Raw genomic sequence first — 19,147 nt, forward strand, 5'->3', positions numbered from 1 at the left:
TCCGAACGTGTGAGAAGCCCGGTGCTGTGGAGCCCGGTACTTTGAAGCTTGGTGCCACGTGGAGCCCGCCCCTATGGGGCGGGCTCCTGCTGTCGGCTGGGATGATCTCTTCCTTCGGCACAGCGCCGCCCATGAAAGTCCTGCTACGCCGACCTTTCTCCTGAGCCCTCCGCATCACCGACACTGCACGCGACTTGTCCTCCACAGGCCTTAAACGGCTCCGCATCGAACCGTTCGCCTGGCGACTCTTCCTCCACAGGCAAGGGACGACGGCAGGTTATGCACTTTCGTCGAATGTCCGTTCTACCCCGGGCTTCGGCTGCGTAGCGTTGAAGTATGGCAGCGGAACCGTTGGACGAGGCGCAGGAGCCGGAGGAACACTCCGGCATTCCTGCCCTGCCCGACGACGGTACCGCCGACGACTTCGACAAGCCCCTGGGGCCGCCAGAGAACGTGATCTCCAGCTCTCCCGTCAGTGCCCCTTCGCCCGGTGGCTCAGGCCACGGTGCTGCCACGCACGGCGCCGCCGACGACGTTGAGGAACCCGTCTGCGCGGACACCGGGCGGCCGGGAACGGGCGACGCGGCGCTTACAAACTCTCCGGTCGCCGCCGCGGTTGCGGTACCGGATCGGCAGGGGTGGGCGGAGGATTGGCAGGAACTGGGACCGGCGGAACTGGCCGGCCTGCTCGCGGGCACCGACCCGGGAACCCTGGACGACTGGTCGACCCTCGACTACCTCCAGGCCGTGCGCAAACACGAGGCCTGGACCCAGTCCCGCCGGTTGCGGGCCGTGCACCGCCTGGCGGTGCTCCGCCCGGCCACCGGCGCCGACGCCGGGGCACCGGACGGGATTTGCCGGCACGCCGCCCACGAGCTCGCGCCCATCCTGGCCGTGCCCTGCCAACGCGCGGCAGCGGAACTGGCCGACGCCCACCAGATCGCCACCTGCCTGCCCGCCACCCTCGCCGCCCTCGACCACGGCGACCTCGACCTGGACCGCGCCACCGCCATCGCCCGCAAAGGCGCCGGCCTGCCGCCCGAGGTCTTGGCAGGGTACGAAGCCAAGGTCGTTCCCGGCGCCGGGACCATCACCCTCGAATCCGTCCAGGCCCGGGCCCGCACCGCCCGCGACCGGCTGCACCCCGAACCCCTCGAAACCCGGCACCAGGCAGCGATGGAACGCCGCACCGTCCAGTACCTGCCCCAGGACGACGGGATGGCCGAGCTCTACATCCGCACCAGCGCCGACAAAGCCCTGCTCGCCTACAACCTGATGCAGGCCCACGCCCGCAAACTGCAGACCGTCGACGAAACCCGCACCCTGGGCCAACTCCGCGCCGACGTCTTCACCGACATGCTTCTCCGCTACCCCGACCACGCCTACCAGCCCGCCACCGACACCAAAACCACCGGAACCGCCAACGGCGAAACAACCGCCAACGGCGAAGCAGCCGCCAACGGCGAAGCAGTCGCCAACCAAGCGGCAACCGGCCCGGGATTGGCCACCGATTCCGGAACGGCGGCCGAATTCGGGACAGCGCCAGGCGCCGCCCGAGTGGCCAGAGAGACCGGGACCGCAAGGCAGGGGCCCTGTACCTGCGGGGGCGGGAACGTGACCGCGTCCGTCGCTGTGACTGCGCCCCTTGCAACCTTGCTGCGGCTCTCCGAAGAACCCGGTGAACTTACTGGCTACGGGGCCATCCCGCCGGGCATGACCCGGGACCTTGCGGCGCTGGCCAAGTCCTGGCTGATCGTGCTCACCGACGATTACGGCAAGGCAGCCGCCGCCGCGAAAGACCTGCGCCACCCGCCCGAATGGCTCAAACGCCTCGTCCGGCTGCGCGACCGCCACTGCCGCGACTACGGCTGCACCGTCCCCGCCGACCACTGCGACATCGACCACACGATCGCTTGGGAAGACGGCGGCAAAACCGTTCCCGAAAACCTCAGCGCCAGATGCAAACCCGACCATAAAACCAAACACCACGCCGGCACCGCCGTCACCCAAGACCCGGACGGCACCCTCCACTTCACCACCCGCTCTGGACACACCCACAGCACCACCCCCGACGACGGCTGGGCACTCACGCTCCCCTCGGCGCCGAGCGAAGGAGATGCCACAGAAAGCCCGGACGACGGAGCCAACAGTCCCCCAGGCGACAGGGGCGGCGACGGAGTCACGGACGGTCCATGGGACGACGCCGCGCCGCCGTTTTAGCAACCCGGTCATCGATCTAACCGATCGGAAGCGAAACACACATCAAGAGGACCGACAGTGACAAGATACGCGAGGCCCAAGGCAAGAATTGACGACGCGCTCCGGGATTTCTTCGCCCAACAACGTCAGGTAAGACCGATTCGAGCCGACCGTTCACTCAGGTTGGAGGCTCACTTGCGGTGCTTTCTGGAAACCTGTGGTCCTGCCTACCTCTCCGAAGAATGGTGGATGATGCTCCAGTTGGAACGGTGCTTTGAGCCGCGAGGTTCCTTCGCACGGCTACTGCCTGCCGAATATCTGCTGCCACCGATGCATGAGTTCTTGTCGCCCGATTGGCTAATGGACCACGGCACGGACCGGTTGGTTCAGGTGAACCACAGCTACCGCCTGGTCTGCTGGCTTTGCGGCAGCGGTCTGGTCAATCTCCGTGCGCTTCGCCCGAGCATCATCCGGTTCATGATCCGGCATGACGAACTCGCCGCACGTTCCAAGGGCCGCATGGAACAACAGCGCACTCCACGGCCAGCAGGGGCTCCGGAAGTCGACGCCCGGCAGACTGGGGCGGCGATCACCCGGGAAGACCTGCCATAGGGGCAACCGCGCCGGACCGCAACTCCGAATGTTCGAGGCCTTCCCCCACGACGCGGCCTGGACGCCCGCCGCAGGGTTATCGCTGTTGATGGTCGGTAGGTAGCACGGTGGGGCCGTGACGGTTGCCGCTGTGGACCACCATGGTTCCCGCCCGTACTCTTTTGGTGGGGCCGGGCTTGCAGAGACATCCCGGCCGTTTCCACGGCGAGAGACCCTGCGAAAGGTGGTTGCATGCGCACATTCGGTGTCGAAGAGGAGTTACTGCTGGTCGACCCCGCCACCGGTCTGTCGGTGCCGCGCGCTGCAGCCGTGATGGACCGGTACCGCCGCACTACGGCAGAAGGCCAGGAACCCGGACATACGGGCGCCGCCGCTGCCGCTCCCTCCACCGGCCCGACGCTCGCGACCGAACTACAACAGGAACAGATCGAGGTTATCGGCCCGCCGCGCTCCACCTTGTCCGATCTGGCAGCGGAAATTTTGGCCGGAAGAGCCTTGGCCGACGCCTGTGCCCGCGCCTCCGGAGCCAGGGCCGTCGCGCTGGCCACATCGCCGTCCCCGGCCGCACCGCATCCAGCGCCTGATGCCCGCGTCCAGACGCTGAGGGCACAGTTCGGGCTGACCGCCGAAGAATCCTTGACTTCCAGTTGCCACGTCCACGTCAGTGTGGATTCCGAGGAGGAAGGGGTGGCTGTGCTGGACCGCATCCGGATTTGGCTTCCCGTCCTCGCCGCCCTCAGCAGCAACTCCCCGTTCTGGCACGGCCGCGACACGGGGTACGCCGGTTACAGAACCCAGGCTTGGCTGCGCTGGCCGGGCACCGGACCAACGGAAGTATTCGGCTCGGCGGCCGCCTATCACCGCTCGCTCAGGCAGGCCCTGGACAGCGGCGTCGTACTCGATCACGCCATGCTTTATCTCGACGCACGGCTGTCCCACAAGCACCCGACGGTCGAGATCCGGGTCGCCGATGTCTGCCTTCAGGCCGCCGACACCGTGTTGATCGCCGGTTTGTCGAGGGCCCTGGTGGAGACGGCAGCGAGAGAGTGGAGGTCCGGGCTGCCCCCTGCACCGGTTCCGGCGTCGATACTCCGGCTGGCCGCCTGGCAAGCCAGCCGCTGGGGCATCGCCGGCAATCTCCTGCATCCCCTCACCGGCGTTCCTTGCCCGGCCGGCGCTGTGATCGCGATGCTCTTCGAGCACACCCGGGAGGCCCTTGCCGACGCCGGGGACGAGACCAGCATCATGCTCCTGTCCCAGCAGGTCCTGGCCCGGGGAACGGGCTCCCAACTGCAGCGCGAAGCCTTCGAACGCGGAGGTCTGGTGGCCTTAGCAGGCACAGCGGCCTACTTCACCCACCTCACGGGGCAGGAACCTGCGCCAGCGGACCACAACCTCATGTCCGAGATGCTCGGGCATTCATAGGGCGCGCGCACTCCTGCCGGCACCGGGCACCCGGTCCGGGCCCCCGGGCGCTCGTGGACTAAATCAGGCAGACAGGAGGCCAGGCGGACAGGGGGCCTGCAGCTACAGACTGCAGCCAATCAGAAGCGGCTCGGGCTGAAGCCGGATGCCGAAGGACCGTTCAACTCCGTCCCGGACTGCCCGTGCAATCGCCAGGATGTCCTCGGCGCTGGCACCGCCGCGATTGGTGATCGCCAGCGTGTGTTTGGTGGACAGGGAGGCGCGGCCGCCCGCCACCTCGTAGCCGCTGAGGGGACCGTTCGACGTTCCGGAAAGTCCAAAGCCCTTTGAGAAGCCTGCGTGGTCAATCAGCCAGGCAGCACTCAGCTTGGCCTTGTCCTCGGCGGGCCAGCGTGGCGCGTTCGCCGGCAGTTTCTCCGCGATGTCCATGTCGACTATGGGGTTCGTGAAGAACGAGCCGGTGCTGAACGTATCCCGGTCGGCTAAATCGTGGACCATGCCCTTGGAAGCGCGGAGCCGAAGCACCTCACGGCGAACGTCGGCGGCTTTGGCCACGCCTCCGACGTCAACACCAAGCACGCGTGCCAACTCGGCGTAACGGACCGGATGGCTCTGGCGGCTGAGGGCTAAGCGGAACTCGACTTCCAGCACGACGAAGCGTGGAGATCCATTGGACGTGCTCTGTTTCAGGATCGAATCCCGGTAGCCGAAGTTGAGGTCAAGGTTCGCGAATTCCTGGACAGACCCAGTCTTCCGATCCCAGGTTCGGACCCGAACGATGGTCTGCGAGACATCGTTCCCGTAAGCGCCGACGTTCTGAACAGGCGTTGCCCCTGTCAGTCCGGGGATGCCGGAGAGGGCTTCCAGCCCGGCCCATCCGTTGTCGACCGTCAGCGCTACCAGTTCGTCCCATGGCTGGCCCGCCTGTACCGTCAGCCCGACGGCGCCGTCATGCTCCCGGACGCTGTAGCCGCGGTTGGCGATGCCCACCACGGTGCCGGGGTAACCGTCGTCGGAAATCACAAGATTGGATCCGCCGCCAATAACGAGCAGGTGGTCTCCGGACTCATCGGCGGCACGGACAGCCTCGATGATCTCGGACTCCGTGCCGGCCTCGATGAAGCGCCGGGCGGGCCCGCCCACACCGACGGTAGTCAGCGGCGCAAGAATCGTTTCGGTCACGGTGTGGGCCTCTCCAGCGCCGTGTGCGCGGTGTGCGCGGTGTGCGCGGTGCGGTTTACCAAATCCTGACGACCGCCTGGGCTTTGACCAGTACTTTCACGCCTGCAGCGGTCACGGTCAGGTCGACGCGCGCCGTGCCGTTGTCCTGGTCGACGGCCCCGATGGCACCGCTGACCTCGATCGTGGCGCCGGGTCCGTCAAGGTCCTCCACGAGGACCGGCTTGGTGAAGCGTGTCTGGTAGTCGACGACGGCGGCCGGGTTGCCGATCCAGTCCGTCACCAGCTGCACCGCGGCGCCCATGGTAAACATGCCGTGCGCAATGACGCCGGGGAGGCCCACCTGCTCGGCGAAGCGTCCGTTCCAGTGGATCGGATTAAAGTCGCCGGACGCTCCGGCGTACCTGACCAGGTCCGCGCGGGAAACCTCGATGCTCCGCGAACCAATGTCCTGTCCAACAGTCAGTTCGTTCAGTTCAACACTCACTGGCCTTCCCCTCTCACCAGGATCGACGACGTGGTGGTGGCCGTTTTCTCGCCGGCGACGGTGCTGATTTCCGCACGGGTGGTGATCATGGCCCCGCCGCCCATGGCGCGCACCTGGTCGACGTGCAGCTCGGCCACCAGTTCGTCGCCGGCGACGATCGGCCGGTGGTGCACGAACCGCTGGTCCGCATGGACCACGCGGGAGAAATCGATGCCGGAGTCAGGGTCCTCGATCAGCTGGGCATCCGCGCGCTGGGCCACGATGATCGCGAAGGTGGGAGGAGCCACCAGGTCGCCGTAGCCCAGTTCCTGTGCGGCTTCGACGTTGAAGTGCGCTGGATGCGTGGCCTTGACCGCCGAAGCGAACTCCCGGATCTTCTCGCGGCCTACGGTATAGGCGGCGCCGGCCGGGTAGGTACGGCCGGCGAGGTCGGGGTTGACCCCGGCATGCTCGGACATGGATCTCCTTCAGATGGAGTGGAAGGGACTATCGACGCTTCGCTGGAGGTGTGCCCCGTGGGCTGGCGGCTGCTTGCCGGGCCCGGGCATCACGGAACCGGACCAGCAGCCCGGCCAGATGGGTCAGCAGGCCCGTGATGATGGCGGCCAGTGCAGTCCAGATCAGCCATTGGATGCTTGCCGAGGCGGCGATGACAGACAGGAGGATCCCGACGCCGATCAGCACCATGGCAGAGATCACCAGCTTGCGGTAAAGCGGCGAGCCGAGGTCCCAAGGATTCATACCTCAAGGTTACCGGCCACGTCCCCTACCGGCCGAACCGCGGACCCGTGCGCCCGCCCGGGCAACGCCTGCCCTCGTTCGCCTGCACCACCTGCACCCCCCGTCCGCCTAGAACAGCTGTTCCTGCAGGAGGGGCTGCTCGGAGACGTAGTCGCCGACGGCGATCCGGCGGCCCTTCAACCCACCCAGGTCCACCAGGAAGATGGGTCCGTCGTCCTGGAGCCGCGCGGCCGCAACACTGCCCAGGAGGCCATCCACGATGAACCCGTGGTCACCCGAGGAGAAGCTGCCGGGGTAGCCCCTTTTGACGCCATGCGCCAAGACCGGCGCCGCCAGCGCCGGAACGTGCCATTGTTCGTCGACGACGTCGAAGCCCTCCAGTTGAACGGCAGGGAGCAGTTCGCGCACCGTGGCCGCGTGGCCGGAGTTGCGCCGGTCCACCTCGGCCAGCGGCAGCGGGGCCAGCAGCCCGGCGAACTTGGCGGCGCTGCGCACGGCTTGCGTCAAAGCGGTATTTCCCGAGACCGCGTCCTCGAGTACCCGGACCACCCGTCCGTCGCGCGCCCGGGCGACGTAACGGGCGGCCACTGCGCCTTGTTCGGCCAGCCGTAACGATTTCCGCACATGGGCCGCCGTTCCCACCTTGCTGGCACCGTTGGCAAACGTCGCCACGTACAGCCAATGGGGTTGGGCGAGGTAGGCCAGCAGCCCCTCGGGTGCCCGGCCGCTGCGGTGGCTGTCATGCATGAAGCGCAGGTCGTCGTTGAGGAAGCAGTTCACACATTGGTGACCCCGCTCCGCCGGAGCCTGCTGCCGGCACGGCACATGCGTGCGCTCATCGGCGGACCGGACCCGGTGGCTGCCCAGGCAGTAGCGCTGGGGGTCCAGCACCCGGAAGCCCAGCCTCAACCCCTGCGTCACGGGCAGGTCTTTCGGCGTGCCGTCCGGAGCTGCAAGGCGCAGCAGGGGGCCCGCGGGGGTCCAGGCGATGCCGTGGGCGAGATACAGGGCGGGCATGGCGTCCACTCTAGTAAAGGAAGTGAGAGCTCCCCTTACCCGCGGGCTGCAGCCTCCAGCCGGCGTTTGGGGCCGGCGGCGGGCGCTTTAACGGCCGAAGGGCCCGGCCGGAACCAAAGTTCCGATCGGGCCCCTCAGGGTCTCGGTAGCGGTGCCCGGACTCGATCCGGGGACCTCACGATTATGAGTCGTGCGCTCTAACCAGCTGAGCTACACCGCCACGAATGGGAGCGCCCGCGCTGCGTCTCGCGACGCAGACGCGGGCTTTGCCATTCAGAGCCCCCCACCGGAATCGATCCGGTGACCTCGTTCTTACCAAGAACGCGCTCTACCACTGAGCTAGGGGGGCAACGGAGAAATACATTACCAGCAATTTGCCCCGGGATGAAATCGGAATCGCGCCCCGTGGCGAAGGACACACGCCCGACGGCGGTCTCCTCCGCGGACTGTCCCGGGCAGCTTGTCTCCGGCGTCGTTTCGGGCGCACGGACTGCAGACGAGATCACACCGAGGCGGCCACCGGACGCGGCCACCGGACGCGGACGAAAGGGTACTCTGGCGTCATTCGAAAGGACTCCACATGCAGGTTTTCCAGCCATTGGCCCGGGACGAAATCGCGACCCGGCTACGCGCCGCAGGCTGCGTCTTCGCCGAGGAAGAGGCCGACCTGCTGCTGGCCGAAGGGGGTCTCCGGGAAGCCATTTCCGCCAGGGTGGAACAGCGGGCAGCCGGGACGCCTTTGGAACATGTTCTGGGTTGGGCCCGGTTTTGCGGCTTGCGCATCTCGGTGGCCCCCGGGGTTTTTGTCCCCCGGCGAAGGACCGAGTTCCTGGTCCGGCAGGCCGCGGCTTTGGCCCCGGCGCCCACCGGCGTCGTCGTCGATTTGTGCTGTGGCTCGGGGGCCGTGGCGGCGGCGTTGGATGGACTGCTCGAACCCGCCGAACTACACGCCGCAGATCTGGATCCGGCGGCGGTGGCATGCGCGCAGACAAACCTGCCGGCGGCACAGGTGCACACGGGCGACCTGTACGCCGCGCTGCCCGTGGCCTTGCGGGGCCGTATCGACGTCCTGACCGCGAACGTTCCCTACGTGCCCACGGGGGAGATCAAGTTGCTGCCGCCCGAAGCCCGCCTCAATGAGGCGTGGTGGGCGCTCGACGGCGGCCCTGACGGCCTGGCGGTCATGCGGCGGGTCGCGGAGGGGGCACCGAGCTGGCTCGCGCCGGGCGGATCCGTGCTGGTGGAAACGAGCGAGCGGCAGGCCGAGGCAGCTGCCGGCGTCTTCGAAGCGCGCGGACTGGTGCCGGCCATCGCCCGTGCCGAGGAGTACGCATCCACGGTGGTCTCCGGCACGCTGCCCGTTGGCTGAAAAGGGGGCCGGGTCCGTTGCTTGAAGGGGCCGGGCCTGCTGCTTGCAGGGGCGGGGCCGTTAAATGCCTCCTGGGCACCTGTCCATGACCGATGCCCCGGAAGGGTTATGACTAGCTGGAAGCCGATCCGGCCAGGTCAGCCGCGGGTGTGGCGCGGCTTGCGCGCGGCGCCAAAGCCACGGTCGCTGCGCTCCCCGCCGAATCCACGGTCGCTGCGGTCCCCGCTGAAGCTGCGGTCGCCGCTGAAGCTGCGTTCGCCGTCGTTCTTGTACGGACGGTCGCCGTCAAACTTCTTCTTGTAGGGGCGGTCGCCGTCGAACTTCTTCTTGAACGGCCGGTCGCCCCGGTCGCTGCGGAAGCCGCCGCGGTGTCCGCCGGCGACGTCGTCGCGGTCCCGGCGCGGCTTGCGGCCGCCATCCAGCTCCAGGTGGATCAGCTCGCCGCCGATGCGGGTCTTGGACAGCGCGCGCAGCTGGTCCTTGCTCAGGTCCGCGGGCAGCTCGACCAGCGAGTGGTCGGAGCGGATGTCGATGCCGCCGATCTGGGCGGCGGACAGGCCTCCCTCGTTGGCGATGGCGCCGACGATTGATCCGGGCATCACGCGGTTCCGGCGCCCCACCGCGATCCGGTACGTCGCATTGCCCTCGGTCAGCGTGCGGGACGGGCCGCGCGAATTCATGCTGTCGCGTCCGCCGCCGGCACGCTCGCGCTGGCCCTTCGGTGCTTCGGGCAGGTCCTGGACCAGCAGCGGACGTCCGCCTTGGGCCATGACCGCCAGCGCGGCCGCAATCTCGGCGGCCGGCACGTCGTGCTCGGTCTCGTAGTTCGCGATCAGGTCGCGGAAGATCGAGACGTCCTCGGATGCCAGGGTCTCGGTGATCTGTTCCGCGAACTTGCTCATGCGCAGGTTGTTGATGGTCTCGGCCGAGGGCAGGTTCATCTGCTCGACGGGCTGGCGCGTGGCCTTCTCGATCGCCCGCAGCAGGTACTTCTCGCGCGGGGTCATGAACAGGATGGCGTCGCCCGAGCGGCCTGCACGGCCGGTGCGGCCGATGCGGTGCACGTAGGACTCGGTGTCGTGCGGGATGTCGTAGTTGACCACGAGGGTGATGCGCTCGACGTCCAGCCCGCGGGCGGCAACGTCCGTGGCAACCAGGATGTCGATCTTGCCGTCGCGCAGGGCCTCGACGGTGCGCTCACGCTGCTGCTGCGGGATGTCGCCGTTGATGGCGGCGGCCCGGTAGCCGCGGGCCTTGAGCTTGTCGGCCAGGTCCTCGGTAGCCATCTTGGTGCGCACGAAGGCGATGACGCCGTCGAAATCCTCGGCTTCCAGGATTCGGGTCATGGCATCCAGCTTGTGCGGGCCCATGACCTGCAGGTAGCGCTGGCGGGTGTTGGTGCCCGTGGTGGTCTTGGCCTTGACCGTGATCTCGGCCGGGTCCTTCAGGTACTTCTTCGCGATCCGGCGGATGGCGGTCGGCATGGTCGCCGAGAACAGGGCGACCTGCTTGCTTTCCGGGGTCTTGGAGAGGATCTGGTCGACCTCTTCGGCGAAGCCCATGCGCAGCATCTCGTCGGCCTCGTCCAGCACCAGGTACTGGAGTTCGGACAGGTCCAGCGAGCCCTTCTCGATGTGGTCGATCACGCGGCCGGGGGTACCGACAACCACCTGGGCGCCGCGGCGCAGGCCGGCCAGCTGGGGGCCGTATGCGGAGCCGCCGTAGACGGGCAGCACGGTGAAGTCGTCCATGTGTGCGGCGTAGGAGGAAAAGGCCTCGGCCACCTGCAGGGCCAGTTCACGGGTGGGGGCCAGCACCAGGATCTGGGTGTTCTTGGTCGGCGGCAGTTCGGCCATCCGGGAGAGGGCGGGAACGGCAAACGCCGCGGTCTTGCCCGTGCCGGTCTGGGCCAGGCCGACGACGTCGCGGCCTTCGAGCAGCACGGGGATGGTGGCGGCCTGGATGGGCGACGGCTTCTCGTAGCCGACGTCGGTCAGTGCTGCCAGGACACGGCCGTCAAGGCCGAAGTCGGTGAAGAGTACGGTGTTCTCGTCTTCGACGGCCGGGGCGTCGGTGTTTTCGGGCAGGGCATTAACAGTGTTTTCGGACACGGGGCAGTTCCTCGTATTCAGCTGGGGACCGGTGGCCGCGGCACATTGATGTCCGCGGTCCTCTGACTCAAAGCCCGGCGCTATTCCAATCCCGTGGCAGGGCTTTCCGCCGCTTCGCTGGCCACCCGCAAACTGCGGAGAGACCTGGCGGCGTTTTCTTTAGCCGGCGCTCCCAAACATGAAACTGCCCGCCGCTTAGAGGCGGGCCCACACACAATCAGACGCTTCGACAAGACCGTAAACGGCATTATCGCGCAGAACTAAGGGAATACCGACAGTGGGGGATGTATCCAGTGTACGGCACGCTCCGGCTGGCCAAGGACAGAGAGCACGACGACGGGCGGTGACCTTTGGCACAGCGGCGCCCGGCGCCGTGTGACGGTTCGTGTTCCTACTCCCCTTGCAGGGTCTGCTCGGCCCACTCGATCCAGGCCTCCTCGAACATGATGCCCGCCCGCAGCACGGCCCGCTGCAGCCGGTTGGCGTCGGTCCAGGTGCCCCGCTGGTCGAGCTGGCGGTAGGCCTCGAGCTGCGCGCGGTGCAGGCCCAGATGCCGCTCGATCTCCCCGGCGATCGGGACGTCTCCGAGCACCGAGGAGGCGCGGAGGCGGATCATCAGTTCCTCCCGGACGGGGCGGGGGTTCTGCTGTTCGTCGGTCCAGCGCCGCAATTCCTCCCGGCCCACGGCAAGGACCTGGTACTCCTTGGCCCGCCCGCGGCTGGAGTCGCGGCCCGTCGATTCGACCAGGCCGTGCTGTTCCAGCTTGGCGAGCTCGCGGTAAATCTGCTGGTGCGTCGCCGGCCAGAAGAAGCCGAACGACTTGTCGAACCGGCGGGCCAGTTCTGCCCCGGATCCGGGTCGTTCCAGCAAGGCGGTGAGGATGGCGTGCGGCAAGGACATGACAGCTCGTTCCGTTACAGGGCCGCAGCCAGCCGGGTCGCCTGGTCGATGGCGCGTTTGGCGTCGAGTTCGGCCGCCACGTCGGCGCCGCCGACCAGGTGGACCGGCAGCCCCGCGGCTAACAGCGCCTGCTGCAGCTCCCGCTGCGGCTCCTGGCCGGTGCAGAGCACCACGTTGTCGACGGCGAGCACCGTGTCGGTGCCGTCGACGGTCAGGTGCAGTCCGTCGTCGTCGATCTTGCGGTAGGTCACGGCCGGGATCATCTGCACCCCGCGGCTCTTGAGCTCGGCCCGGTGGATCCATCCGGTCGTCTTGCCCAGTCCGGCTCCGAGCTTGGATTCCTTGCGCTGCAGCAAATAGACGCTGCGGGCCGGGCGTTCGAGCCTGGGCGCGGCCAGGCCGCCGCGCACCGCCGGGTCGTCGTCCACCCCCCAGTGCTCGCGGAACCGGTCCGGATCCAGGGTGGCGCTGGGGCCGGCCTGGGTGATGTATGCGCTGACGTCGAAGCCGATGCCGCCGGCTCCCAGCACCGCGACTGTTTCACCCAGCTGCCGATGGTCGCGCAGCACATCCAGGTAGCCGAGCACACTCGGGTGATTCACTCCGTCCAAATCCGGAAGCCGGGGCACCACGCCGGTGGCGAGGACGACCTCGTCAAACCCGCCCTCGGCCAGGGCCGCCGCGGTGGCCCGGGTGTTCAGCCGCACCTCGACCCCGAGCAGCTCCAGCTGGCGGCTGAAGTAGCGGATGGTCTCGTGGAACTCTTCCTTGCCCGGGATCTGCTTGGCCAGGTTGAACTGGCCGCCGATGCCGTCCGCCGCTTCAAAGAGCGTGACCCGGTGGCCGCGCTTGGCCGCGGTGACGGCACAGGCCAGCCCGGCCGGTCCCGCCCCGACCACGGCCAGCGATTTGGGCTCGGTGGCGGGCGCGATCAGCAGTTCTGTCTCGTGGCAGGCCTGCGGATTGACCAGGCAGGAGGTGGTTTTGCCGACGAAGGTGTGGTCCAGGCAGGCCTGGTTGCAGGCGATGCAGGTATTGATCTCGTCCGCCCGTCCGCGCGAGGCCTTGAGCACGAAAGCCGGATCGGCGAGCAACGGGCGGGCCATGGACACCATGTCAGCGTATCCGTCGGCCAGCAGCTGTTCGGCGGTATCCGGGTTGTTGATCCTGTTGGTGGTTACCAACGGAATTCCGACGGCGCCCATCAGCCGGCGGGTGACCCAGGAGAAACCGGCACGTGGGACCGAGGTGGCGATGGTCGGCACGCGGGATTCGTGCCAGCCGATGCCGGTATTGATGATGGTGGCCCCTGCGGCTTCGACTCCGCGGGCCAGTTCGGCGACTTCCTCGAAGGTGGATCCGCCTTCCACCAGGTCCAGCATGGACAGGCGGTAGATGATAATGAAATCCTCCCCCACCCGCTCGCGGGTCCGGCGGACAACCTCCAGCGGGAAGCGGATCCGGTTGCGGTAGCTGCCGCCCCAGCCGTCCGTCCGCTGGTTGGTGCGGGCGGCGATGAACTCGTTGATCAGGTATCCCTCGGAACCCATGATCTCCACGCCGTCGTATCCTGCTTCGCGGGCCAGCGCGGCCGCGTTCGCGAAGTCCTCGATGGTTTGCCCGATCTCCGGTTCGGTGAGCCCGCGGGGCGTAAACGGGCTGATCGGAGCCTGCAGCGGGCTGGGGGCTACCGGAGCGGGATGCGCGGCGTAACGTCCGGCGTGCAGCAATTGAAGCGCTATCCGCCCTCCCGCGGCATGGACCGCGCCGGTGATGATCGTGTGACGGGCGGCGTCCTCCGCCGTCGTCATCATCGCACCGCCGGGCTGCAGCCTGCCGTCGGCGTTGGGGGCGAAGCCGCCGGTCACGATCAGCCCGACGCCGCCGCGCGCGCGTTCGGCGTAGAAGGCCGCCATGCGCTCGAAGCCGCCGGGCAGTTCCTCGAGCCCAACGTGCATGGACCCCATCAGCACCCGGTTGGGCAGGACCGTGAAGCCGAGGTCCAGCGGTTCGAACAACTTCGGGTAGGCCTCGGCCACGATGCACTCCTTTGCACAACAAGTTGCATAAAGCCTACGTCGCGATGGTCGGGCGAACAACCCCGGACGAGGGGTGCGGCCGGTGTCCTCAGGCGTGGACGCGGCCGCGGTCGAGGACCCTCCGGACTGCTTTGCCGACGTTGCCGTGCAGCGCAATCTCGCCCGTGGCCTCTGAAGCCCGCAGCGCCTGCGCTTGCTCAGGGCTTAGCCCCAGCGATGATTCCGCCACGCTGACGCCGTGCGCGGGGCGGAAGAGGACGTGGATGCTGTCACCGGCGGCGAGGGAGCCGGGGGTGACGACCTTGAGATAGGCACCGGGCAGCCCCTTGCGCAGGAAGCGCTTGACCCACTGTGGCTCGCCCATGTGGCGGGCGAAGGTGGCGCAGGGTATCCGCGGCATCGTCACTTCGACGACGACGTCGGGGCCGACCTGCCACCGCTCCCCCACCAGCGCGCCGCTGACTTCCAGGCCCGTGGTCCGCAGGTTTTCGCCGAACAGCCCCGGCGGTATGTCGCGCCCGAGCTCGGCCGACCACGCGTCGGCATCTTCCTGGGCATAGGCGTAGAGGGCCTTGAGCTCTCCGCCGTGGTTTTTGCGGTCCGCCTGAACATCGGCGCGCAGCCCCATCGGGTGGACCGGCACCCGTTCGTCCACCGGGCGCTTATCGATCCCGGTGATGCCCACCTTGCTGGCATCGGGTTTCAAGGCGTGCAGCCGGCAGACGGCCAGCAGGGATCCGGAATTCATGGGGCAATCATATGATTGTCCGGATGCTTGCTCAGGCGTGGCCCTCGTAGCTGATGTCCTGTTCCTTGGCGCCGTCGGCCGGCAGCGGTTGGCCGCGGTATTTTCCGATGGCCCAGAGATTTCCATCCGGGTCGTTGATGCCAAAGCCGCGGTCGCCGTAGTCGGTGTCCTGCAGGTCCCGGATGATCGACGCCCCGGCTGCCTTCATGCGCGCGTACGCGCCGTCCGGGTCGCGGGTGTAGACGTTAAGCTGGGCCGAGCCGGGTTCCCGGGCCCACAGGGTCCCCTCCGCGTGGCTGGAAACCATCACCATGCCGCCTTCGGGCCAGAGCAGCTCCGCGTGCACCACCAGGCCGTGTTCCTCGAACCGTGCGTGCTCGGTGAATCCCATGGTTCCGGTCAGGAACTCGATCAGTTCGTGGGCCCTGCGCGACTGCAGACCGGCGACAACGCTAGCCGGAGGGTACTGCTTGTTCGCATCCATGGACACAGTATTCTCTTCCGGCCCCGGACGCGCCAGAGGCGGCGGCCCGGCCTGCCGGTACCGCAGCCTCTTGCGTGCCTAGAGCTGGCCGAACGCCTTTTCCAGGTCTGCGATCAAGTCGTCGATGTCCTCGATGCCCACCGACAGCCGGATCAGGTTCTCCGGCACCGCCAATTCGGTGCCTTTCACCGAGGCATGGGTCATCTCCGACGGGTAGTTGACCAGCGACTCGATGCCGCCCAGCGATTCCGCCAGCGTGAACACCTCGGTGGACTCGGCCACCTTGCGGGCCGCCGCCTCGCCGCCCGTGAAGGAAACGGAGACCATGCCGCCGAAGCCGCGCATCTGTTTTTTGGCCAGCTCGTGGCCGGGGTGCTCGGGCAGGCCCGGGTAGTAGACGGCCTCGACTTCGGCCCGGCCCTGCAGCCATTCGGCCACGGCCTGGGCGTTCGCCGAGTGCCGGTCCATCCGCACGCCCAGCGTCTTCAGGCCGCGGGTGGTCAGGAAAGCGTCCAGCGGGGCGGAGACCGCACCCACCGCGAACTGCACGAAACCGACCTTCTCGGCGAGCGCGTCGTCGTTGAGCACCACGGCGCCGCCGATCACGTCCGAATGTCCGCCGATGTACTTGGTGGTCGAATGCACCACGACGTCTGCGCCGAAGGCCAGCGGGTTCTGCAGGTACGGAGAGGCGAAGGTGTTGTCCACCACCAGCAGCGCGCCGGCGGCGTGGGCCAGCTCGGCGAGCGCGGCAATGTCGGTGACCTTCATCATCGGGTTGGAGGGGGTTTCGACCCAAAGGAACCGGGCCTTGTGCTCGCTGACCGCGGCGGCCACGGCCGACTCGTCGGACATGTCCACCACGGTGTGGCCGATCCCCCAGGCACCGAGCACGCGGTTGATCAGCCGGTAGGTCCCGCCGTAGGCGTCGTTGCCCAGCACGATGTGGTCGCCCGGGGACAGCAGGGCACGGATCAGCGCATCTTCGGCGGCCAGCCCGGAGGCGAAGGAGAAGGCGTGCTTGCCGCCCTCCACCGCCGCCAACTGCACCTGCAGCGAGTCCCGGGTCGGGTTGGTGCCGCGGCCGTACTCGTAGCCGTTCCGCAGCCCGCCGATGCCGTCCTGGGCGTAGGTCGAAGACTGGTAGATCGCGGGCACCACCGCGCCGGTGGCCTGGTCCGGCACCTGGCCGGCGTGCACGGCGCGGGTGTTGAACCCCTGGTTGTTCTCTGCGCTCATTCTTCTCTCCTTCAGCTCGTCAGGTAGGACAGCAGGTCGTGGCGGGTCAGCACACCCACCGGGGCACCGGCCAGCGTCACCAGCACGCCGTCGACCGCCTGCAGCTTCTCGCGGGCGGCAGATACCGGCTCCAGCGCACCGACCAGCGGCATCGCCGCACCCAGGTGGTCGCCGACCTTGTCTGTCAGCTTCGCCTCGTTCTTGAACAGCTTGGCCGTCAGTTCGCGTTCGTTCACGGCTCCGACCACCTCGCCCATGACCACCGGCGGCTCCTGCGAGAGCACCGGCAGGGTCGAGACGCCGAACTCGTTCATGATCCCGATGACGTCGCGCACCGTCTCGTAGGGATGGGTGTGGACCAGGTCCGGCAGCACGCCGCTCTTGCCCCGCAGCACCTCGCCCACGGTCGCTTCGTCGCCGCCGGCGATAAAGCCGTAGGACTTCATCCAGTCGTCGTTGAAGATCTTGCCCAGGTAGCCGCGGCCGGAGTCGGGCAGGATCACGACCACGATGTCGTCCGGCCCCAGCCCTTCGGCCACCTTGAGCGCGGCCACCACGGCCATGCCGGAGGAACCGCCGACCAGCAGTCCCTCTTCCTGCGCCAGCCGCCGGGTCATCGCGAATGCTTCGGCGTCGTTGACGGCCAGCACCTCGTCCGGAACCGACTTGTCGTAGTTGTCCGGCCACATGTCTTCGCCGACGCCCTCGACGAAGTAGGGCCGTCCGCTGCCACCGGAGTAGACCGAGCCCTCCGGGTCGGCACCGATGATTTTCACGGGACCGGCGGCGCGGTCGGCGGAGATCTCCTTCAGGTAGCGGCCAGTTCCCGTGATGGTTCCGCCGGTGCCGGCGCCGATCACCACATGGGTGACCCGGCCGTCCGTGTCGCGCCAGATCTCCGGGCCGGTCGACTCGTAATGGCTGGCCGGCGCCGCCGGGTTGTTGAACTGGTCCGGCTTGAAGCCGCCGTCCACCTCGGTCACCAGCCGGTCCGAGACGCCGTAGTAGGACTCCGGGCTGTCCGGCGCCACGGAGGTCGGGGTGACGACGACGTCGGCGCCGTAGGCCTTGAGCACGTCGCGCTTTTCCAGGCCAACCTTGTCCGGGGTCACGAAGATGGACTTGTAGCCCTTCTGCTGGGCCACCAGGGCCAGGCCCACCCCGGTGTTGCCGCTGGTGGGTTCGATGACCGTGCCGCCGGGCTTCAGCCGCCCGTCCTTTTCGGCTTCTTCGATCATCTTCACCGCGATGCGGTCCTTGATCGAACCGCCCGGGTTGAAATACTCCACCTTCGCCAGGACGGTGGCGGCAAGACCTTCGGTCACTTTGTTCAGCTTGACCAACGGGGTGTTGCCGATCAGGTCCAGAACAGAATTGGCATATTTCATGGGCCCAAATCTACCCGCCAGCGTATCCGGGGGCACATCCGGCGTAAGACGGGTTCATGCCCGGGCCCCGCGTGCGGCTGCGCCCGCCCGCCCGCCGGGGCCGCACCTTGCCTGAACCGGGCGCGGGTGAAGGAACTGTCCGGAGCGCGTGGGACGATTAATCCATGCTGTCCACCGCCACCGCGCCCGCCACCGGGCTCACTGCACTGGTGGAGTTTCCGGAGCCGTATGACCTGCGCGGAACGCTGTCCATCCTGTCCCGCGGCACGCAGGATCCCACCGCCCGGATTGACGACGCCGGTGCCTGGCTGACGCTGAACACCTCCTCCGGCGCGGCAACCCTGCGCCTCGCCCGCGGTCCGGGAGGGCACGACGGCAGCCGGGGCACCGCCGTCGTCATGGGACGGGCATGGGGGCCGGGTGCCGAGGAAGCACTGGCCGGGCTCCCCGCGCTGCTGGGGGCGGACGATGACTGGTCAGGATTCGACACTCCGGATTTCCACGCGGGCCTGCCCCGCCTGGTGCGTGAGCCGCGCCGGCGGCATCCCGGGCTGCGACTGCCGGCGACCGGACGGATGATTGATGCGCTGGTGCCGGTGATCCTGGAGCAGAAGATCACCACGATCGAGGCGCGCTACTCCTACAAATACCTCGTCCGCCGGCACGGGACTCCGGCACCGGGGCCCGCACCGGGCGGGCTCATGGTCCCGCCGACGGCACAGGGGTGGCGGCGTATCCCGTCCTGGGACTGGCACCGGGCGGGGGTGGACTCGAAGCGTTCGGCCACCATCATGCGGGCTTGTTCCTCGGCCGGCGCCCTGGAACGGCTGGCGTCGTTGCCGGCCGGCGAAGAGCTGGCCGGCAAGCTGTGCACCGTGCCGGGGATCGGACCGTGGACCGCCGCCGAGACCGCGCAGCGCACGCACGGGGACCCGGACTCGGTGTCGGTGGGCGACTTCCATTTGGCTGCGTTCGTCGGCTACGCCCTCACCGGCCGCAAGACGGACGACGCCGGCATGCTCGAACTCCTGGAACCGTGGAGGGGCCACCGCCAGCGGGTGGTGCGGATGCTGGTGCTGAGCGGTTTCCGCAAGCCCGCGTTCGGACCGCGGCTGGCGCCGCAGGACCACCGCCGGCACTAACGCCGCGAAACCACGGCTTGCCTTAAAGACCGAGGGAGCAGGGCATGCGCCCCGCTCCCCCTGGAG

At 68.0% G+C, this 19,147-nt stretch carries 16 protein-coding genes, 2 tRNA genes and 1 pseudogene; 5 read left to right on the forward strand and 14 right to left on the reverse strand.

Annotation, left to right across the window (positions count from 1 at the left end):
• Positions 1-336: 336 nt before the first annotated feature.
• The 3 genes from AC5RV3_RS17015 to AC5RV3_RS17025 all read left to right on the forward strand — a co-directional run bounded on the left by AC5RV3_RS17015 (position 337) and on the right by AC5RV3_RS17025 (position 4,236).
• Positions 337-2,220 (forward strand): HNH endonuclease signature motif containing protein, encoded by a 1,884-nt coding sequence (locus tag AC5RV3_RS17015; protein ID WP_494123094.1) that lies wholly within the window; start codon positions 337-339, stop codon positions 2,218-2,220.
• Positions 2,221-2,451: 231 nt separating this feature from the next.
• On the forward strand, positions 2,452-2,811 hold the full coding sequence (locus tag AC5RV3_RS17020; RefSeq protein WP_494123095.1) for a hypothetical protein: 360 nt from the start codon (positions 2,452-2,454) through the stop codon (positions 2,809-2,811).
• Between the two features lie 231 nt (positions 2,812-3,042).
• Positions 3,043-4,236 (forward strand): carboxylate-amine ligase, encoded by a 1,194-nt coding sequence (locus tag AC5RV3_RS17025; protein ID WP_494123096.1) that lies wholly within the window; start codon positions 3,043-3,045, stop codon positions 4,234-4,236.
• Positions 4,237-4,338: 102 nt separating this feature from the next.
• Here the strand turns inward: AC5RV3_RS17025 and AC5RV3_RS17030 are convergent.
• The 7 genes and pseudogenes from AC5RV3_RS17030 to AC5RV3_RS17060 form a co-directional block, all read right to left on the reverse strand.
• Positions 4,339-5,421: pseudogene (locus tag AC5RV3_RS17030) on the reverse strand (UDP-N-acetylmuramate dehydrogenase); the annotation flags it as partial.
• Between the two features lie 52 nt (positions 5,422-5,473).
• The gene (locus tag AC5RV3_RS17035; RefSeq protein ID WP_494112493.1) at positions 5,474-5,902 is read right to left on the reverse strand and encodes a MaoC family dehydratase; all 429 of its coding nucleotides are present in this window, start codon (positions 5,900-5,902) and stop codon (positions 5,474-5,476) included.
• Positions 5,899-6,360 (reverse strand): FAS1-like dehydratase domain-containing protein, encoded by a 462-nt coding sequence (locus AC5RV3_RS17040; protein WP_493981509.1) that lies wholly within the window; start codon positions 6,358-6,360, stop codon positions 5,899-5,901. Before AC5RV3_RS17040 ends, AC5RV3_RS17035 begins: the two co-directional genes overlap by 4 nt.
• Before the next feature lie 28 nt (positions 6,361-6,388).
• On the reverse strand, positions 6,389-6,643 hold the full coding sequence (locus tag AC5RV3_RS17045) for a hypothetical protein (RefSeq protein WP_494123097.1): 255 nt from the start codon (positions 6,641-6,643) through the stop codon (positions 6,389-6,391).
• Between the two features lie 108 nt (positions 6,644-6,751).
• Positions 6,752-7,660, reverse strand: a complete 909-nt coding sequence (locus AC5RV3_RS17050) for a DUF2797 domain-containing protein (protein WP_494123098.1) — start codon at positions 7,658-7,660, stop codon at positions 6,752-6,754.
• A 146-nt stretch (positions 7,661-7,806) separates the two neighbouring features.
• A tRNA-Met gene (locus AC5RV3_RS17055) sits at positions 7,807-7,880 on the reverse strand.
• A 57-nt stretch (positions 7,881-7,937) separates the two neighbouring features.
• Positions 7,938-8,009 (reverse strand) — tRNA-Thr (locus tag AC5RV3_RS17060).
• A gap of 231 nt (positions 8,010-8,240) precedes the next feature.
• On the opposite strand from AC5RV3_RS17060, the gene AC5RV3_RS17065 reads away from it, so the two are divergent.
• Positions 8,241-9,029, forward strand: coding sequence for a putative protein N(5)-glutamine methyltransferase (locus AC5RV3_RS17065; RefSeq protein WP_494123099.1), 789 nt, complete (start codon positions 8,241-8,243; stop codon positions 9,027-9,029).
• Between the two features lie 137 nt (positions 9,030-9,166).
• Here AC5RV3_RS17065 and AC5RV3_RS17070 read toward each other — a convergent pair whose 3' ends face one another.
• The 7 genes from AC5RV3_RS17070 to AC5RV3_RS17100 form a co-directional block, all read right to left on the reverse strand.
• Complete coding sequence (locus tag AC5RV3_RS17070; protein ID WP_494123100.1) at positions 9,167-11,140, reverse strand: DEAD/DEAH box helicase; 1,974 nt, start codon at positions 11,138-11,140, stop codon at positions 9,167-9,169.
• Positions 11,141-11,531: 391 nt separating this feature from the next.
• Positions 11,532-12,041: a PadR family transcriptional regulator gene (locus tag AC5RV3_RS17075; protein ID WP_494112489.1), complete on the reverse strand. Its 510-nt coding sequence runs from the start codon at positions 12,039-12,041 to the stop codon at positions 11,532-11,534.
• Positions 12,042-12,055: 14 nt separating this feature from the next.
• The gene (locus AC5RV3_RS17080) at positions 12,056-14,080 is read right to left on the reverse strand and encodes an FAD-dependent oxidoreductase (RefSeq protein ID WP_494123101.1); all 2,025 of its coding nucleotides are present in this window, start codon (positions 14,078-14,080) and stop codon (positions 12,056-12,058) included.
• A gap of 88 nt (positions 14,081-14,168) precedes the next feature.
• Positions 14,169-14,828 carry an MOSC domain-containing protein gene (locus tag AC5RV3_RS17085; protein WP_494123102.1) on the reverse strand — a complete coding sequence of 220 codons (660 nt, stop codon included), beginning with the start codon at positions 14,826-14,828 and terminating at the stop codon, positions 14,169-14,171.
• A gap of 31 nt (positions 14,829-14,859) precedes the next feature.
• Positions 14,860-15,312 carry a VOC family protein gene (locus AC5RV3_RS17090; protein WP_494112486.1) on the reverse strand — a complete coding sequence of 151 codons (453 nt, stop codon included), beginning with the start codon at positions 15,310-15,312 and terminating at the stop codon, positions 14,860-14,862.
• Positions 15,313-15,390: 78 nt separating this feature from the next.
• Positions 15,391-16,551 carry a cystathionine gamma-synthase gene (locus tag AC5RV3_RS17095; RefSeq protein WP_494123103.1) on the reverse strand — a complete coding sequence of 387 codons (1,161 nt, stop codon included), beginning with the start codon at positions 16,549-16,551 and terminating at the stop codon, positions 15,391-15,393.
• A gap of 11 nt (positions 16,552-16,562) precedes the next feature.
• Complete coding sequence (locus AC5RV3_RS17100; RefSeq protein ID WP_494123104.1) at positions 16,563-17,939, reverse strand: cystathionine beta-synthase; 1,377 nt, start codon at positions 17,937-17,939, stop codon at positions 16,563-16,565.
• Between the two features lie 164 nt (positions 17,940-18,103).
• Here AC5RV3_RS17100 and AC5RV3_RS17105 point away from each other — a divergent pair, with 164 nt between their 5' ends.
• Positions 18,104-19,081, forward strand: coding sequence for a DNA-3-methyladenine glycosylase family protein (locus AC5RV3_RS17105; RefSeq protein ID WP_494123105.1), 978 nt, complete (start codon positions 18,104-18,106; stop codon positions 19,079-19,081).
• Positions 19,082-19,147: the final 66 nt, after the last annotated feature.

The organism is Arthrobacter sp. Y3221114, from assembly GCF_059092625.1.

Coding starts and splice junctions, on each gene's coding strand:
- AC5RV3_RS17105 (WP_494123105.1), top strand. CDS start 18,104: ATGCTGTCCACCGCCACCGCGCCCGCCACCGGGCTCACTGCACTGGTG.
- AC5RV3_RS17015 (WP_494123094.1), top strand. CDS start 337: ATGGCAGCGGAACCGTTGGACGAGGCGCAGGAGCCGGAGGAACACTCC.
- AC5RV3_RS17100 (WP_494123104.1), bottom strand. CDS start 17,939: ATGAAATATGCCAATTCTGTTCTGGACCTGATCGGCAACACCCCGTTG.
- AC5RV3_RS17095 (WP_494123103.1), bottom strand. CDS start 16,551: ATGAGCGCAGAGAACAACCAGGGGTTCAACACCCGCGCCGTGCACGCC.
- AC5RV3_RS17045 (WP_494123097.1), bottom strand. CDS start 6,643: ATGAATCCTTGGGACCTCGGCTCGCCGCTTTACCGCAAGCTGGTGATC.
- AC5RV3_RS17085 (WP_494123102.1), bottom strand. CDS start 14,828: ATGAATTCCGGATCCCTGCTGGCCGTCTGCCGGCTGCACGCCTTGAAA.
- AC5RV3_RS17050 (WP_494123098.1), bottom strand. CDS start 7,660: ATGCCCGCCCTGTATCTCGCCCACGGCATCGCCTGGACCCCCGCGGGC.
- AC5RV3_RS17075 (WP_494112489.1), bottom strand. CDS start 12,041: ATGTCCTTGCCGCACGCCATCCTCACCGCCTTGCTGGAACGACCCGGA.
- AC5RV3_RS17020 (WP_494123095.1), top strand. CDS start 2,452: ATGCTCCAGTTGGAACGGTGCTTTGAGCCGCGAGGTTCCTTCGCACGG.
- AC5RV3_RS17040 (WP_493981509.1), bottom strand. CDS start 6,360: ATGTCCGAGCATGCCGGGGTCAACCCCGACCTCGCCGGCCGTACCTAC.
- AC5RV3_RS17090 (WP_494112486.1), bottom strand. CDS start 15,312: ATGGATGCGAACAAGCAGTACCCTCCGGCTAGCGTTGTCGCCGGTCTG.
- AC5RV3_RS17025 (WP_494123096.1), top strand. CDS start 3,043: ATGCGCACATTCGGTGTCGAAGAGGAGTTACTGCTGGTCGACCCCGCC.
- AC5RV3_RS17065 (WP_494123099.1), top strand. CDS start 8,241: ATGCAGGTTTTCCAGCCATTGGCCCGGGACGAAATCGCGACCCGGCTA.